We start from the raw sequence: 13,874 nt of genomic DNA on the forward strand, positions 1-13,874 counted from the left end.
GGGGCATCTTTTGGTACCGAAAGCAACGAACATTATTGAGCTTCGTCATTGCCTCGTTATCGTGGACCGTTACGGGTCTGCTACTTTCCGTTGGTATCTACGTTTAGCTCGCTATCGAGTGTGACAATGTGCTTGAAGTTACGTGCCCTCAACGCCCCCGGTGATGGAATGGCTTGTGCAGGGGCTAAATAACGTAGTGATCCGGTGCCAGGTCTGTCATTTGGACATCTGCGATCGTTCTTTGATCTTTCTAAATGCGCAAATCTGCGTAAGCGGCCAGTCGTCTCACCTACGCAGCGGAATCAGGACTGCGTAGAGTTCGGGAATGGCGGCAACGAATCGATCTGGCTGTTGGGGCACGTCGGGAGACGTTCCAATACGCTGGCCAGCCAACGCAGCGGATCGAGGCCATTGAGCTTGGCGGTACCCAGCAAAGTCTGAATGGCGGCAGCGCGTCGGCCGGCGCGCTCCGAGCCGGCGAGAAGCCAGTTTTTCTTGTTATGCGGAGCTCCGCAAAACAAGAATTATGCTCGGTCCGCGATTATGCGGAGTAGCCGGCGGAGAGCGGAGCTGTCTATTCACCGCCGGAGCCGACATAATCCCTCCATTCTGAGGCGAGGTATTTCTAATGTCTGAGTTCATGTGTTCTCCTAGCTTTGACGATTATTGCTTACGCAACGTGGTTATTGATGAGGCGCTTAAGGAACGGTGATCCAAAGTATCAGAGTTTTTGGGAATGGATTATGCATATTTTCGACGCATTGCTGGGGCTTTAAGCTGTAGGGTACCTCGATTTCGGCGCGTGTCATGAGCCAATGCCAGGTCCGTCATTTGGACATCCTCTAACGTTTTTTTATCTTTCTCAACAGGTAAATCTGTCGCCTTTCTCGGGTTGAGAAGGATCAAATGATTGCGCTAGCTGTTCGAATTCAGACTTGGCACTTGATTTAAATAAGTCAATTGAACAAGAGCAACAATCAGGCGGGTGCTATCATCGCAGGAATGACATTAGGGGGCAAATGGATAGGTCGCGGGTGCTTGTGTTGGCAAAGCGAATGGCTGCGGTTGTGCTGATGGCCTGCTTTGTTCTTCCTCTTTCGCGCTGCACGGCCAAGGCCGATCCGGAAGGGCGTGTGGCCGGAACGGACACCTATTTGTATGGATACGTGATGGCGCAAGACGCCGTGAAGAACATCCAAGAGGACCCGTTTAACGGAGTGACCACGTTGGCAGGAATCGCTATCGTATTTTTCATCCCTGTTGTTTGCCTTGGTCTAAAAGACAGCTTACAAGCGCCGATTTATTTGTTGGGCTCTGGCGTAGCGGCTTATTTCTTGTTTGGCTGGGTGTTTCTATTTTCGACCAGCGTTCAAATTGGTGGGGTGATCGCCGTCATATGCTGGATGCTCCTATTTTTTACAAGCAGTAAAACGATGTTCGATCTTCTGATGGCTAGGGTAAGGAATAAGGTCGGCCCGTCTCATGAGCGATTGCCTAAATGAGACTTCTTGGAACCCTCTTTCGTTACTGGATCGCTGCGGTTGGTCTGACGTTAATTTTGTCCGGAGTTGCTTTAATGGTAGCGTCCACGCCGCTGGTCAACTTGTGTAGGCGCTGTGGCGCGGTCACGTTCAAGTTATAACAAAGTTCCCGAAGATTGAGCAAAAATTTTCCGCTGAGGCATTTGCCGAAGCCGGCTTGGGAACACCAAAGGCGAGGGAGCTTTCCAAGCAAATGAGGAAAGTCATTCCCGAATGGGGCTAAATAACATAATGGTAACAATCTTTTGGTTCATTTTTGTGCTTCTGGCGATGGCTATCCTTGCGAACAGGTTCAGAATATTTGGGCGTGTTCCAAAGATGGAAAAGGCTCTGAGAGCGGCGCTCTTCGTTATCGGTCTCATTCTTTTGTTGTTTTTGACATGGGGCATTCATCATATGTCATTTGACGTGCTCCCTCAGGTGACCCGCTAACCTATGCATGAGGCTCACAGGGGTATATCGTTTTGATTTTTAAGTAATACGTTTTCACTAGCGGTTCGGATGTCAGGTCTGGCACTAGATTCACAAATATGAAGAGCAATATTCAATTAGGGTCAATGGCTCCTATAATGCAACTGGGTGATAATATGCTGAGGTGGAATATACGATCATCGAGTGGGAGAGATTCGTTCACTTGCACCTTCATTCGCGTGTCTACTTCTGATCAGTCTTATGTGCTTGCTGAAATTGCAATCTCTGGTCTGCAGTTTGAGCGTGATCGGTCGGCAATGTTCGCTGAATCCATTCTTGATTACGAGGTTACTCTTCATCAAGTTGTGTTGCGCATTGATAGGCTTGAGTTGCTACTTAAAGCGCTGGGGAAATGGTTTGAATCGCAAGAAGAAGTGAGTATTGAGCTTAGTGAATTCTGCGGGCAGTATTTTCAGTTACTGATCGGCGCTCTTCCTGGATTAATCTCGTCAAAGGAAAAGCCAGCCTTTGCAATTCGTTACACTGGCGGAACAATTAGCTCCGCAGACTTGGCATTTGTTGTCGATCAGTCTTGTCTGCGGACCTGTTATGAAGAGTTAAATACTGCTCTTCTTGGCTTGAAAGCTTTGATCAATGTATCTTCTGGTTCGACGAAAACATGCTGATAAGCAGGGAAAGCTGGCAATGAATCTTTTCTGTGCTCTTCTTGTTTGGATTTTAATGTCAGGACTGGGATTCTTGGCACTTCCTTTATTGCAGAAGAATGCCGAGAGCCTAGTAAATGTAAGCGTGGCCGTGTTAAGTGGACCTATTGCAGGAGTAATTTCCGCAGCGACGAATGGGGCACTCGGAAATGCTTTTCCAGCTCTAATCTTCGGGTGTGCGATTTGTGCATTTGGCGTCGCTTGGTGGCGAAAACGGCGAACATTTTTGAGCTTTTCATTGCATCTTTATTGTGGTCAGTAACGGGGCTGTATTTTTCTGTTGGAATTTCTATCTAGTTCAACCTAGAAAACGAATCTCACTCAATCGGTGTCAGATTTGAGCTGCGAATCAACCGCTCGGCGTTGCTCTCGTTTTAACAAATATCAAGAGATTTCGCTAACTTTCCGAATGTCAGGCCAGGCACCGACTTTGGGTGGGAACTTAATACACAAGCATTGTTCCGCCTAGTGAAATTCGATCAATGCGGCAAGGGTAGAGATAAAGATGCCAAAAATAGAGCTACCTACATTGGGTGTCACAATTGGCGGCGCAGTCGTCGTTATATTCGACATCTTGGTGATTTCCGGATGGTTTATATCTGGAGTTTGCCTGCTTTCGGGGGCATATTTAGCATTCAATTGGTCGAGCCAAACCAAGAGAAGGCGGAGCATTGCGATTTTTCTTATTGTGATTTTTGTGGCAACGACTGCCGGAGGCTACTCGGTGAACGCTTTCATTTCTAGGGATGTTATGAATTTTGCAGTCCAAGCTGGCACTCCGGCCGACAAGTTTGAACTCGGACGGATGGGAAAGAATGGCTTGTCGCCGCTTACAAGATTGCACTTGTACAGCTACGCGAACGTTGATGGAGTAGCTATTGCTAAACTACGGGCGTTCCCATACAAAATTACGGAGTTTGATTTCGATACGAAGCGTTTTACCACGCGCCGTTATGATTAGCACAAGGGTTCTGAGTGGAAGATGATGTCGAAGTTTATGCCATGAATAGAAATGAAGTTGATCGGAGCGCATTAATCAGGATTGCTTTTACGGCATTGCTGGGATTGTCCTTTATTTACATTGACATAATTTATCTGGGAATCCCGTTTTTTGCATTTTTTGTTTGCCCGTTAATTTCCATTTGCTTGGTTGGGAACTTGCTTCTTCAGAGGGTAGGCATAAAGAATGTCCTGATTAGTTTGGTGATGGGGCCGCCCGCTGCATTTTTGCTGGTGACCGCTGTGACACTAGGACTAGGAGAACTTCATAATCAATGGGTTCTACACGAGGTTCGCGTTTGGGGAAATGAGTTGCGTCAGCAGCGAAGTTCAGCCGGAGTGTTCCCTGCGACCCAGAAAAGGTTCATTCATGGACATCGCGCTGTGTTTATTAACGCAGAATCTAATGGAGCACCTCTCATTTCGGTCGACCTGTTTGGGTACACTCGGCAATCGTATTCAGTAACGAATGATCAGTTCCTTGAAAGGCGGGATCTTTGATGCGCGGCTCGAAGCTACTCGCCGCAGTTGTTGCCGTTTGGTTAGTGGCATGCAGCCATGTGGATGAGGTCACGCCCCGCGGTTATGTACTCATGCTCGACGGGGGATTGAAACAGCAGCGTGAATCGATTGCGAAAGCACTTTTGGGCGGACGAAAGATACCGATCGCCGGCCCGTTGGTTTGGGCTGATGACGGCACGCGAACACCTTCGGCGCCCGACTATGGATGGATCGCTGCCACTGGCGTAATCGTCGTACAGAGCGAAAAGTATGGTGTGCTTTTGATCGAAGAGCCCAGCATTTCGGAAGGAAAGGTGACCTGGCGTTGCGTTGTGCATCCTGCTGAAGCCATGCCGAGGTTATGCGGCTTGGGCTAGATGGTTATTTTGTTGACTGAGTCAACAAATGAATCTAGACTGTTTGCATGACTGATCCGATCCAGAATGACCGCATCGCAGCGGTACGCTCATTCAACCGCTTCTTCACGCGCCAAATTGGCGTGCTGCGTGAGGGGTTGCTGCATAGCGACTTTACCCTGACCGAAACCCGCGTGCTCTATGAGCTGGCCCACCATGGCGAGCAAACTTCCAGCGCCTTGTGTCGCGATCTTGGGCTGGACCGAGGTTACCTTAGCCGCATTCTTGCAAAGTTCGAGAGTGATGGGCTGGTGAAAAAGATGCCATCAGCGAAAGACGGGCGCTCCAAGTGCCTGCAATTGACCGAACGCGGGCGCGCAGTGTATGAACCGCTCGATCGCTCTTCTCGCGAAGAGGTGGGCGATATGCTCTCTCGCCTGGATGATGCTGACCAGCTCCGTTTGCTCGATGCGATGGCAACGATCCGCGAGCTGGTAGGGAAGCAAGCTGGGATGAAGTTTGCGCAGCCTTTTGTCCTGCGCACGCATGGCCCGGGGGATATGGCGTGGATTACGCGCCGCCATGGCGAGTTCTACTGCAGACGGCTTGGTTGGGATGACAGTTTCGAAGCCCTCGTCGCGCAGATATGCGCGGATTTCGAACGCGATTTTGACCCGGCATTGGAGCGCTGCTGGATTGCTGAAATTGGCGGCGAGCGTGTTGGGTCTATCGCAGTCGCAAAAAGCGGAATTGAAGGTGTGGCCAAGCTGCGGCTGTTGCTGGTCGAAGAGGGGGCGCGTGGCTATGGGCTTGGTTCCAGCCTGGTCGATGAATGCCACCGCTTTGCACGCGCTGCGGGCTATCGCAAGATCCAGTTATGGACAACCAACCAGCAGCTGGAAGCGCGGAAAATCTACCAGGACAAGGGATATAGCCTGGTGGCCAGCGAGCCGGTCCACGCGTTTGGTAAGGACATGGCGAACGAGACTTGGGCGCTGGATCTGTCAGGCCACGAATGAATTTGTCTGATTGCCGGAGCTGACCCCGACTTTAATCGATGAAGTGACGGGTGATGGTGCCGTTGTCGGCGATGCTGATCCAGCCGCCGCGTGGGGGCGTGGATTCGGGTTCCCAGTCCGGCAGCACGTAGCGGCGGGTGCCGGCGACTTCGTGCAGGGCGGGTCGGTGGGTGTGGCCGTGGATCATGATCGTGGTGCCGGTTTGGGTGAACACGTCGGCGATCGCTTCGGGCGTTACGTCCATGATTTCGTAGGACTTCTCGGCGTGGCCTTGCTTGCTCTGCTCGCGCAGGCCGGCGATGATCTGCTTGCGCTGGGCTAGCGGCATGGTCAGGAATTGTTGCTGCCATGCTGGCTGGCGCACTTGTGCGCGGAACGCCATGTATTTCACGTCTTGCGTGCATTGGGCGTCGCCGTGCAGCAGCACGATGCGCTGGCCGTAGGCGTCGATCACCCAGGTTTCGGGCAGCAGGGTCAGGCCTGCCGCTGTGGCGAATTGTTCGCCGACGAGGAAGTCGCGGTTGCCCGCGATCCAGAATAGCTGAACGCCCGCGTCGCTTACGCGGCGCAGGGCGGACACGATCTGCTGGTGGAAGGGCTCCGGCAGGTCATCATCGCCTGCCCAATATTCAAAGATATCGCCCAGCAGGTAGAGCTGCTTTGCGCCCAGCGCATGCTCGTCGAGGAAGCGCAGGAACGCTTCCGTCAGCACCGGCCGCGCCGGCTGCAAATGCAGGTCTGATACGAAGAGAATCAAATTAAGCCGCTTCGATCTTTTCGATGATGATGTCTTCCGCTGGCACGTCCGAGAACATGCCGGAACGGGTGGTCTTCACGCCTTTGATTGCGTCGACCACTTCGGTGCCCTGGGTGACTTTGCCGAATACGGCGTAGCCCCAGCCGTCCTGGCCTGGGTAGTCCAGGAAGGAATTGTTCTTCACGTTGATGAAGAACTGGGCGGATGCGGAGTGCGGTGCAGAGGTGCGTGCCATGGCCAGGGTGTATGGCTCGTTTTTCAGGCCGTTCTTGGCTTCGTTTTCCACGGTCTGGTCGGTTGGCTTTTGCTTCATGCCTGGCTCGAAACCGCCGCCCTGGATCATGAAACCATCGATTACGCGGTGGAAGATGGTGTTGTTGTAGTGGCCAGCGTTCACGTAGTGCAGGAAGTTCTCAACGGTCTTTGGTGCCTTCTCTGCGTCCAGCTCGGCAACGATGGTGCCTTTGTTGGTGGTAATGGTGATGGTGGTCATCTTGTTGTCCTTTTGTGTTACTTGAAAAAGCGTTATTTTACAGGGTCCTGCTGCGGAGCAGGAGTGGGCTCCTGAACTGGAGCTGGTTCTTGGGCTGGTGCAGGTTCGACGACTGGCGGTGGGGCGGGAGGTGCAGGCGGTACGATGCGGTTCTTCAGGATGGTTGCCGACTTGATCACGATCGGCTTCACAGGGATGTTCTGGAAGCCTGGCTTGTCGTCCACCAGCACGCCTTTGATCTTGTCGACGGTTTCTTTCCCCTGGATGACTTTACCGAAGACGGCATAGCCGTGGCCCTTCATATTCGGGTAGTCCAGGCCGATATTGTCCACCACGTTGATGAACCATTGCGAATTGGCGGAATTCGGCGAATCGTGGCGCGCCATCGAGATCGTATAGGCCAGGTTGGACAGGCCGTTCTTTTCTTCACTCTTGATGTCCGGACGCAGCGGCTGTTTGGACTTCAAGTCGGCCGTATAGCCGCCGCCCTGCACCATGAAGCCGTTGATCACGCGGTGGAAAATCGTGTCCTTGTAAAAGCCGCTCTTCACGTAGGCGAGGAAGTTGGCGGTCGAGATCGGGGCCTTTTCCTGGTCCAGCTCCACGATGATTTCGCCAACGTTGGTCTTGATCGATACTTGCGGGTTGTCGGCAGCTGCCGCGGCGCCGCCAATCAGCAGGCCGGCCAGCAGGGCAATCCATTTCTTCTGCATTCTTGTTTCCTTTATAAGAATTGCTACTCGCGTGCGCGAAATTTTCAGTGCTATACTTCGCCAGACGTTCCATTCTAACAAAGTAGAACTATAACAAAGGGACCAAACATCCCCCTGGTACACACCGAGCACCGGTGCGACGCCCCAGGCGCTTCGCACCAGTGACCCGTTTACTTCTAGTCCGATGAGCAATTTAAAGATTTTCAACACGCTGGCACGCGAAAAGCAGTCGTTCAAACCTATTGAGGCGGGCAAGGTCCGGATGTATGTCTGTGGCATGACCGTTTACGACTACTGCCACGTGGGCCACGGCCGCATGTTGATGGCGTTCGACGTCATCTACCGCTGGCTGAAGGCGTCGGGCTATGACGTGCGCTATGCGCGCAATATCACGGATATCGATGACAAGATCATCAAACGCGCGGTCGAGAATGGCGAAACCATCGGCCAGTTGACCAGCCGCTTTATTAAATACATGGATGAGGATTGCGAGGCCCTGGGCATCCTGAACCCTACCGACGTGCCGAAAGCGACCGAGTACGTGCCGCAGATGCTGGGCATTATCGAGAAGCTGGAAGCGAAGGACCTGGCTTACAAGGCTGCCGACGGCGACGTTAACTATGCCGTGCGCCAGTTCGAAGGCTACGGCAAGCTGTCTGGCAAGTCGCTGGACGACCTGCGCGCCGGCGAGCGCGTGGACGTGAACACCGGCAAGCGCGATCCGCTGGACTTCGTGCTGTGGAAGGCTGCCAAGGAATCCGAACCGGAAGAGGTGAAGTGGGATTCCAAATGGGGCAAGGGCCGTCCGGGCTGGCACATCGAGTGCTCGGCCATGTCGTGCTCCCTGCTGGGCGAGACCTTCGACATCCATGGCGGCGGCGCGGACCTGCAGTTCCCGCACCACGAGAACGAGATTGCGCAGTCGGAAGGCGCTTCCGGCAAGACCCTGGCGAATTATTGGATCCACAACGGCTTCGTGCGCGTGGACGGCGAGAAGATGTCGAAATCGCTGGGCAATTTCTTCACCATCCGCGAAGTGCTGAAGCAGTTCGACGCTGAAGTGGTGCGCTTCTTCATCCTGCGCGCCCACTACCGCAGCCCGCTGAACTACTCGGACGTGCACCTGGAAGACGCGCGCGGTGCGCTAACCCGCCTGTACACCGCCCTGGATGGGGTGCAAGGTGACGGCCAGCCGCTGGACTGGAACGAAGACAACGCCAAGCGCTTCGCCGAGGCGATGGACGATGACTTCAACACCCCGATCGCAGTGTCGGTACTGTTCGACCTGGCGTCGGAAGTGAACAAGACCAAGTCGCCGGCCGCGGTGCGCCAGCTGAAAGGCCTTGCCGCAGTTCTTGGCCTGCTTGAGCGCAGCCCTGAGGAATACCGCAAGGCTGCCCCGAAAGGCGCGGTAGGCGAGGGCATGGACGAGGCGGCAATCGAAGCGGCCATCGCCACCCGTGCCGCAGCCAAGAAGTCGCGCGACTTTGCCACTGCGGACAAGGTGCGTGCCGACTTGCTGGCAGCCGGCATCGTCCTCGAAGACAAGCCTGACGGCACTACGAACTGGCGCCGCGCGTAATGGTTCTATCCAGGGAAAACGGGGATCAGGCCCCGGTGCCGCCGTATTGGGAGGAAGCCAAGGCAGAGCTCATGAAGCGCGACCGCATCATGAACCGCCTGATCCCCCAATTCGGCGATCTGCACCTGGTCGGCCATGACGACCCGTTTATCACCCTGGCGCGCGCCATCGTGAACCAGCAGGTCACGACCCAGGTTGCCAATGCAGCGTGGGCCAAACTGCTGGAAACCTGTCCCAAATTCACCCCGGCGGCCGTGCAAAAAGCCGGCGCCGCTGCGCTGGCGGGCTGCGGCCTTTCAAAGCGCAAGGCCGAATACATCCTGGATCTGGCCGACCATTTCAAGAACAAGAAGGTCCACGCCGCCCAATGGGCGCAGATGGATGACGAAGCAGTGATCGCTGAACTGGTTCAAATTCGCGGCATTACACGCTGGACAGCGGAGATGTTTTTGATATTTAATTTGCTCCGACCCAACGTGCTGCCGCTTGACGACAGCCGGCTGATCAGTGGAATCAGCCAGAATTATTTTTCCGGGGAGCCTGTGTCGCGCAGCGATGCGCGCGAGGTTTCGGCCAACTGGGAACCCTTCCGCACGGTCGCCACCTGGTATTTGTGGCGTAGCCTTGATCCGGTTCCGGTAAAATAGCGCAAATTCTCACCGGCAACCGTTATTGCAATGTTGTCGGGGAAGCAAAAAACCTTGGAGGTACAATGATTAAAACGACTTTCCTCAACTTTGAGCAACCGATCGCGGAGCTGGATTCCAAGATCGAAGAACTGCGATTCGTCCAGGACGATTCGGCAGTCGATATCTCGGAGGAGATCGACCGCCTGGCCAAGAAGAGCCAGCAACTGACCAAAGACATTTACGCCAAGCTGACGCCTTGGCAGGTTTCCCAGATTGCTCGTCACCCGCAGCGTCCATACACCATGGACTACGTGAACGAGATCTTCACCGACTTCCACGAACTGCACGGCGACCGCACCTATGCGGACGACCAGTCCATCGTTGGCGGTTTCGCCCGTTTCAATGGCCAGCCATGCATGGTGATTGGCCACCAGAAGGGCCGCGATACCAAAGAACGCGCAATGCGTAACTTCGGCATGCCGAAGCCCGAAGGCTACCGCAAGGCCATGCGCCTGATGAAGCTGGCCGAGAAGTTCAACCTGCCTATCTTCACCTTCGTTGACACTCCAGGTGCATTCCCTGGCATCGACGCGGAAGAGCGCGGCCAGTCGGAAGCGATCGGCCACAACCTGTACGTGATGGCGGAACTGAAAGTGCCGCTGATCGCGACCATCATCGGCGAAGGCGGCTCCGGCGGCGCGCTGGCGATTGCGGTGGGCGATTCCGTGCTGATGCTGCAGTACGCGACTTACTCGGTGATTTCGCCCGAGGGTTGCGCGTCGATCCTGTGGAAGACTTCCGAACGCGCATCCGATGCGGCCGAAGCGCTGGGCCTGACCGCGCATCGCCTGAAGGCGATCGGATTGGTCGATAAGATCATCAATGAGCCGCTGGGCGGCGCACACCGCGATCCTAAGGAAATGGCCAAGATGCTGAAACGCGCGCTGGCGGATTCGCTGCGCCAGTTCCAGGGTGTGAAGACCAAGGACCTGCTGGCGGCTCGCCATGAGAAGTTGATGAGCTACGGCAAGTTCAAAGAGACTACCGCTTCCGAATAAAACCGGCAAGGCGATGTCTGACCCGCAGGGTCAGACACCTCGGCCAGCGGCCGCCGCGTCATAAGTGTCAGACCCTGCGGGTCTGACACTGGTTTACCGGTTTCAGTATGCGCGCCCAACAAATCCTCCAGCATTCCCTCGCCGAACTCCCGCACGGCCCCATCGCCATCGCCTACAGCGGCGGCTTGGACAGCAGCGCCTTGCTGCACCTGGCGGCGCAAAGCGGCCGCAAATCCTACGCCTTCCATATCCACCACGGCCTGAGTCCCAATGCCGACGCCTGGGAAGCCCACGCCCGCAAGGAATGCGAACGCCTGAACATCACCTTTGCCAGCCGTCGTGTCACCCTCGACGACCGCAGTGAAGCATCCGCCCGCAAAGCCCGTTACGCAGCACTAGGCGCGCTATGCATCGAGCACAATGTGCACCTGCTCCTGACTGCACACCACCTCGACGACCAGGCCGAAACCGTCCTGCTGCAGCTCCTGCGCGGTGCAGGCCCCGCCGGCATGTCCGGCATGGATGCCTTCAACCGCGCCTCAACGCTGCTCGGCACCCCGGACGTGCTGCTGGCCCGCCCACTGCTGCAAGCCAGTCGCGCCGAGCTTGAAGAATACGTGCGCGAAAACGCGATCGCGCACATCGAAGACGAATCCAACGCCGATACCCGCTACGCCCGCAACGCCTTGCGCCATGAAGTGATGCCGCGGCTGGCCGAAGCCTTCCCCGGCTACCAGGAGCGCTTCGCCCGCAGCGCGCGCCACGCCCAGTCCGCGCAGCGCCTGCTGACCGAGCAGGCAGCAGAAGACTTGCGAACCTGCCTGGCGGGCGAGGATAGCCTTGGTATGGCAAAGGTCCGCACACTCAGTGCCGACCGCATCTCCAACCTGCTGCGCCATTGGTTCGCCGAACGCGGCATCCGCCTGCCATCGGCAAGCTGGCTGGCCGAAATGCAGGAACAGGCCCTGACCGCGCGCGATGACGCCAACCTCAAGGTCACCCACCCAGACTGCGAAGTGCGCCGCCACCGCGACCGCCTCTACCTCGTGCCGCGCCGCGCTGAGGCAGACGCCGAACAGCGGGAGAGCTTCCGCTGGAACGGGGAGGGCAGCATCGAATTCCCGGCCTTTGGCGGCACGCTGCACATTGAGCTTGCGCCGCTTGGCCTTGACCCCGAATGGTTGCGCCAGCAATTGCTGACGATCGAGCTGCGCAAGGGCGGCGAAAAGCTTAAGCCGGCCCGCAACCGCCCCACGCGTACCCTTAAGCAGCACTACCAGACCCTCGGTATCCCCGCCTGGGAGCGTGAGCGCCTGCCGATGGTATCGATCCCCGGCGATATCCTGTATGCCGCCGGTATCGGCATGGATTGCCGCAAACTGGACTCCGGTGGCGAGCATCGTTTGGTGTTTCGCTGGGAAACCAAATAATTTTTGCTGGCACCTGTCTAGACATATGAACTTATGCCAAATAGGTATGAGGGTATGTACTTTTTGACTTGAGATTTTGCAACGCAACATGTAGAGTAAAGGGCTCCCTTTATCACATCAATGCGGAAATCAGCATGGCTTTAATCGTTCACAAATACGGCGGCACGTCGATGGGCTCGACGGAACGCATCAAGAACGTCGCGCGTCGCGTCGCCAAATGGCACGATGCGGGACACCAGGTGGTCGTCGTTCCGTCGGCAATGTCCGGCGAAACCAACCGCCTGATTGCCCTGGCCAAGGAAATCCAGAATCCGCCAGACCCGCGTGAACTGGACATGATTGCATCCACCGGCGAGCAAGTATCCGTGGGCCTGCTGTCGATGGCGTTGCAAGCGATCGGCAAGGACGCCATTTCCTACACCGGTTGGCAAGTAGCGATTAAAACCGACTCCGCCTTCACCAAAGCCCGCATTCAGTCGATCGAAGACGGCCGCGTGCGCGAAGACCTGGAGAAGGGCCGCATTGTGATCATCACCGGCTTCCAGGGCGTGGACGAGAACGACAACATTGCCACCCTGGGCCGCGGCGGTTCCGATACTTCGGCCGTGGCGATTGCTGCCGCGCTGAAGGCTGATGAATGCCTGATCTATACCGACGTCGACGGCGTCTACACCACCGACCCGCGCGTGGTTTCCGAAGCGCGCCGCCTGAAGGCGATTACGTTTGAAGAGATGCTGGAACTGGCTTCGCTGGGCTCCAAAGTGCTGCAAACCCGCTCGGTGGAATTCGCCGGCAACTACCGCGTACCGACCCGCGTGCTGTCCTCGCTGACCGATCCGCTGATGGATCTGGCAGAAGAGGCCAACTCGGGTACCCTGATTTCGTTTGAGGAAGACCAAAACATGGAACAAGCAGTCATCTCCGGCATCGCCTTCAACCGCGACGAAGCCAAAATCACCGTACTGGGCGTGCCAGACCGTCCAGGCATCGCTTACCACATCCTGGGCCCGGTCGCCGAAGCTAATATCGAAGTCGACATGATCATCCAGAATCAGGCCGTGGACGGCAAGACCGACTTCACCTTCACCGTGTCGCGCAACGACTACCAGAAGGCGATGGATGTGCTGCACAACGAGAAAGGCGAGATCGGCCACCATACCCTGGTGGGCGACGCCAAAGTGTCCAAGATTTCCGTGGTCGGCGTGGGCATGCGTTCGCACGTTGGCGTGGCTTCCCAGATGTTCAAGACCCTGTCGGAAGAGGGCATCAACATCATGATGATCTCGACTTCCGAGATCAAGATTTCCGTCCTGATCGATGAGAAGTACATGGAGCTGGCCGTGCGTGCATTGCACAAAGCATTCGAGTTGGAAAAAGAGTAAATATTTCCAAAAAAACTGCGGTATTTGCCTTGACCAAAGCGGTCCCGGTCTTTAATATTGCGGTCGCGTTGACGCAGTAACATATCAACGAGGAGGCGTGGCCGAGTGGCCGAAGGCACTTCCCTGCTAAGGAAGCATACGGGCAAAACCTGTATCGTGGGTTCGAATCCCACCGCCTCCGCCAGATTCAAGCGAAAAGCCCCGAGGAAACTCGGGGCTTTTTGTTTTTCCGCGCCCGGAAAAGGGGCGCACGATTGAAAACGCGCTAACTCAACAGC

13 protein-coding genes, 1 tRNA gene and 1 pseudogene are annotated in these 13,874 nt (G+C 55.7%); 11 read left to right on the forward strand and 4 right to left on the reverse strand.

Annotated elements, in window-relative coordinates:
• Positions 1-302 precede the first annotated feature (302 nt).
• A pseudogene (locus tag ACWBU6_RS12785) lies at positions 303-497 on the reverse strand (transposase domain-containing protein); the annotation flags it as partial.
• A gap of 558 nt (positions 498-1,055) precedes the next feature.
• Between ACWBU6_RS12785 and ACWBU6_RS12790 the strand changes: the two are divergent.
• The 5 genes from ACWBU6_RS12790 (at position 1,056) to ACWBU6_RS12810 (ending at position 5,552) form a co-directional block, all read left to right on the forward strand.
• Positions 1,056-1,502 carry a hypothetical protein gene (locus tag ACWBU6_RS12790; RefSeq protein ID WP_452649153.1) on the forward strand — a complete coding sequence of 149 codons (447 nt, stop codon included), beginning with the start codon at positions 1,056-1,058 and terminating at the stop codon, positions 1,500-1,502.
• Between the two features lie 569 nt (positions 1,503-2,071).
• A complete protein-coding gene (locus ACWBU6_RS12795; RefSeq protein ID WP_452649154.1) occupies positions 2,072-2,638 on the forward strand; it encodes a hypothetical protein in 567 nt (188 codons plus the stop codon).
• A 544-nt stretch (positions 2,639-3,182) separates the two neighbouring features.
• The gene (locus tag ACWBU6_RS12800; RefSeq protein WP_452649155.1) at positions 3,183-3,638 is read left to right on the forward strand and encodes a hypothetical protein; all 456 of its coding nucleotides are present in this window, start codon (positions 3,183-3,185) and stop codon (positions 3,636-3,638) included.
• A 538-nt stretch (positions 3,639-4,176) separates the two neighbouring features.
• Entirely contained in the window at positions 4,177-4,554 is a 378-nt protein-coding gene (locus tag ACWBU6_RS12805; RefSeq protein ID WP_452649156.1) for a hypothetical protein, read from the forward strand.
• A 47-nt stretch (positions 4,555-4,601) separates the two neighbouring features.
• Positions 4,602-5,552, forward strand: a complete 951-nt coding sequence (locus ACWBU6_RS12810) for a bifunctional helix-turn-helix transcriptional regulator/GNAT family N-acetyltransferase (RefSeq protein WP_452649157.1) — start codon at positions 4,602-4,604, stop codon at positions 5,550-5,552.
• 31 nt (positions 5,553-5,583) lie between these two features.
• Here ACWBU6_RS12810 and ACWBU6_RS12815 read toward each other — a convergent pair whose 3' ends face one another.
• The 3 genes from ACWBU6_RS12815 to ACWBU6_RS12825 are packed head-to-tail and all read right to left on the reverse strand — an operon-like array spanning position 5,584 to position 7,515.
• Complete coding sequence (locus tag ACWBU6_RS12815) at positions 5,584-6,309, reverse strand: UDP-2,3-diacylglucosamine diphosphatase (protein WP_452649158.1); 726 nt, start codon at positions 6,307-6,309, stop codon at positions 5,584-5,586.
• Position 6,310: 1 nt separating this feature from the next.
• Entirely contained in the window at positions 6,311-6,802 is a 492-nt protein-coding gene (locus ACWBU6_RS12820; RefSeq protein WP_130313869.1) for a peptidylprolyl isomerase, read from the reverse strand.
• Positions 6,803-6,834: 32 nt separating this feature from the next.
• A complete protein-coding gene (locus ACWBU6_RS12825) occupies positions 6,835-7,515 on the reverse strand; it encodes a peptidylprolyl isomerase (RefSeq protein WP_452649159.1) in 681 nt (226 codons plus the stop codon).
• A gap of 184 nt (positions 7,516-7,699) precedes the next feature.
• Between ACWBU6_RS12825 and cysS the strand changes: the two genes are divergently transcribed.
• From cysS to ACWBU6_RS12855, 6 genes are all read left to right on the forward strand, one after another.
• Entirely contained in the window at positions 7,700-9,097 is a 1,398-nt protein-coding gene (cysS, locus tag ACWBU6_RS12830; protein ID WP_452649160.1) for a cysteine--tRNA ligase, read from the forward strand.
• Entirely contained in the window at positions 9,097-9,744 is a 648-nt protein-coding gene (locus tag ACWBU6_RS12835; RefSeq protein WP_452649161.1) for a DNA-3-methyladenine glycosylase family protein, read from the forward strand. The genes cysS and ACWBU6_RS12835 overlap by 1 nt, the downstream gene beginning before the upstream one ends.
• Positions 9,745-9,809: 65 nt before the next feature.
• Positions 9,810-10,784, forward strand: coding sequence for an acetyl-CoA carboxylase carboxyltransferase subunit alpha (locus ACWBU6_RS12840; protein ID WP_452649162.1), 975 nt, complete (start codon positions 9,810-9,812; stop codon positions 10,782-10,784).
• Positions 10,785-10,891: 107 nt separating this feature from the next.
• Complete coding sequence (tilS, locus tag ACWBU6_RS12845; protein ID WP_452649163.1) at positions 10,892-12,214, forward strand: tRNA lysidine(34) synthetase TilS; 1,323 nt, start codon at positions 10,892-10,894, stop codon at positions 12,212-12,214.
• Positions 12,215-12,348: 134 nt separating this feature from the next.
• On the forward strand, positions 12,349-13,596 hold the full coding sequence (locus ACWBU6_RS12850) for an aspartate kinase (protein WP_452649164.1): 1,248 nt from the start codon (positions 12,349-12,351) through the stop codon (positions 13,594-13,596).
• Positions 13,597-13,687: 91 nt separating this feature from the next.
• Positions 13,688-13,780 (forward strand) — tRNA-Ser (locus ACWBU6_RS12855).
• The last annotated feature ends 94 nt before the right edge of the window (positions 13,781-13,874 follow it).

This window comes from Pseudoduganella sp. HUAS MS19, assembly GCF_053615455.1.

What these genes read in the sequence shown, in the direction of transcription:
- ACWBU6_RS12790 (WP_452649153.1), top strand. Translation starts at nt 1,056, where the DNA reads ATGGCTGCGGTTGTGCTGATGGCCTGCTTTGTTCTTCCTCTTTCGCGC.
- ACWBU6_RS12795 (WP_452649154.1), top strand. Translation starts at nt 2,072, where the DNA reads ATGAAGAGCAATATTCAATTAGGGTCAATGGCTCCTATAATGCAACTG.
- ACWBU6_RS12800 (WP_452649155.1), top strand. Translation starts at nt 3,183, where the DNA reads ATGCCAAAAATAGAGCTACCTACATTGGGTGTCACAATTGGCGGCGCA.
- ACWBU6_RS12805 (WP_452649156.1), top strand. Translation starts at nt 4,177, where the DNA reads ATGCGCGGCTCGAAGCTACTCGCCGCAGTTGTTGCCGTTTGGTTAGTG.
- ACWBU6_RS12810 (WP_452649157.1), top strand. Translation starts at nt 4,602, where the DNA reads ATGACTGATCCGATCCAGAATGACCGCATCGCAGCGGTACGCTCATTC.
- ACWBU6_RS12820 (WP_130313869.1), bottom strand. Translation starts at nt 6,802, where the DNA reads ATGACCACCATCACCATTACCACCAACAAAGGCACCATCGTTGCCGAG.
- ACWBU6_RS12825 (WP_452649159.1), bottom strand. Translation starts at nt 7,515, where the DNA reads ATGCAGAAGAAATGGATTGCCCTGCTGGCCGGCCTGCTGATTGGCGGC.
- cysS (WP_452649160.1), top strand. Translation starts at nt 7,700, where the DNA reads ATGAGCAATTTAAAGATTTTCAACACGCTGGCACGCGAAAAGCAGTCG.
- ACWBU6_RS12835 (WP_452649161.1), top strand. Translation starts at nt 9,097, where the DNA reads ATGGTTCTATCCAGGGAAAACGGGGATCAGGCCCCGGTGCCGCCGTAT.
- ACWBU6_RS12840 (WP_452649162.1), top strand. Translation starts at nt 9,810, where the DNA reads ATGATTAAAACGACTTTCCTCAACTTTGAGCAACCGATCGCGGAGCTG.
- tilS (WP_452649163.1), top strand. Translation starts at nt 10,892, where the DNA reads ATGCGCGCCCAACAAATCCTCCAGCATTCCCTCGCCGAACTCCCGCAC.
- ACWBU6_RS12850 (WP_452649164.1), top strand. Translation starts at nt 12,349, where the DNA reads ATGGCTTTAATCGTTCACAAATACGGCGGCACGTCGATGGGCTCGACG.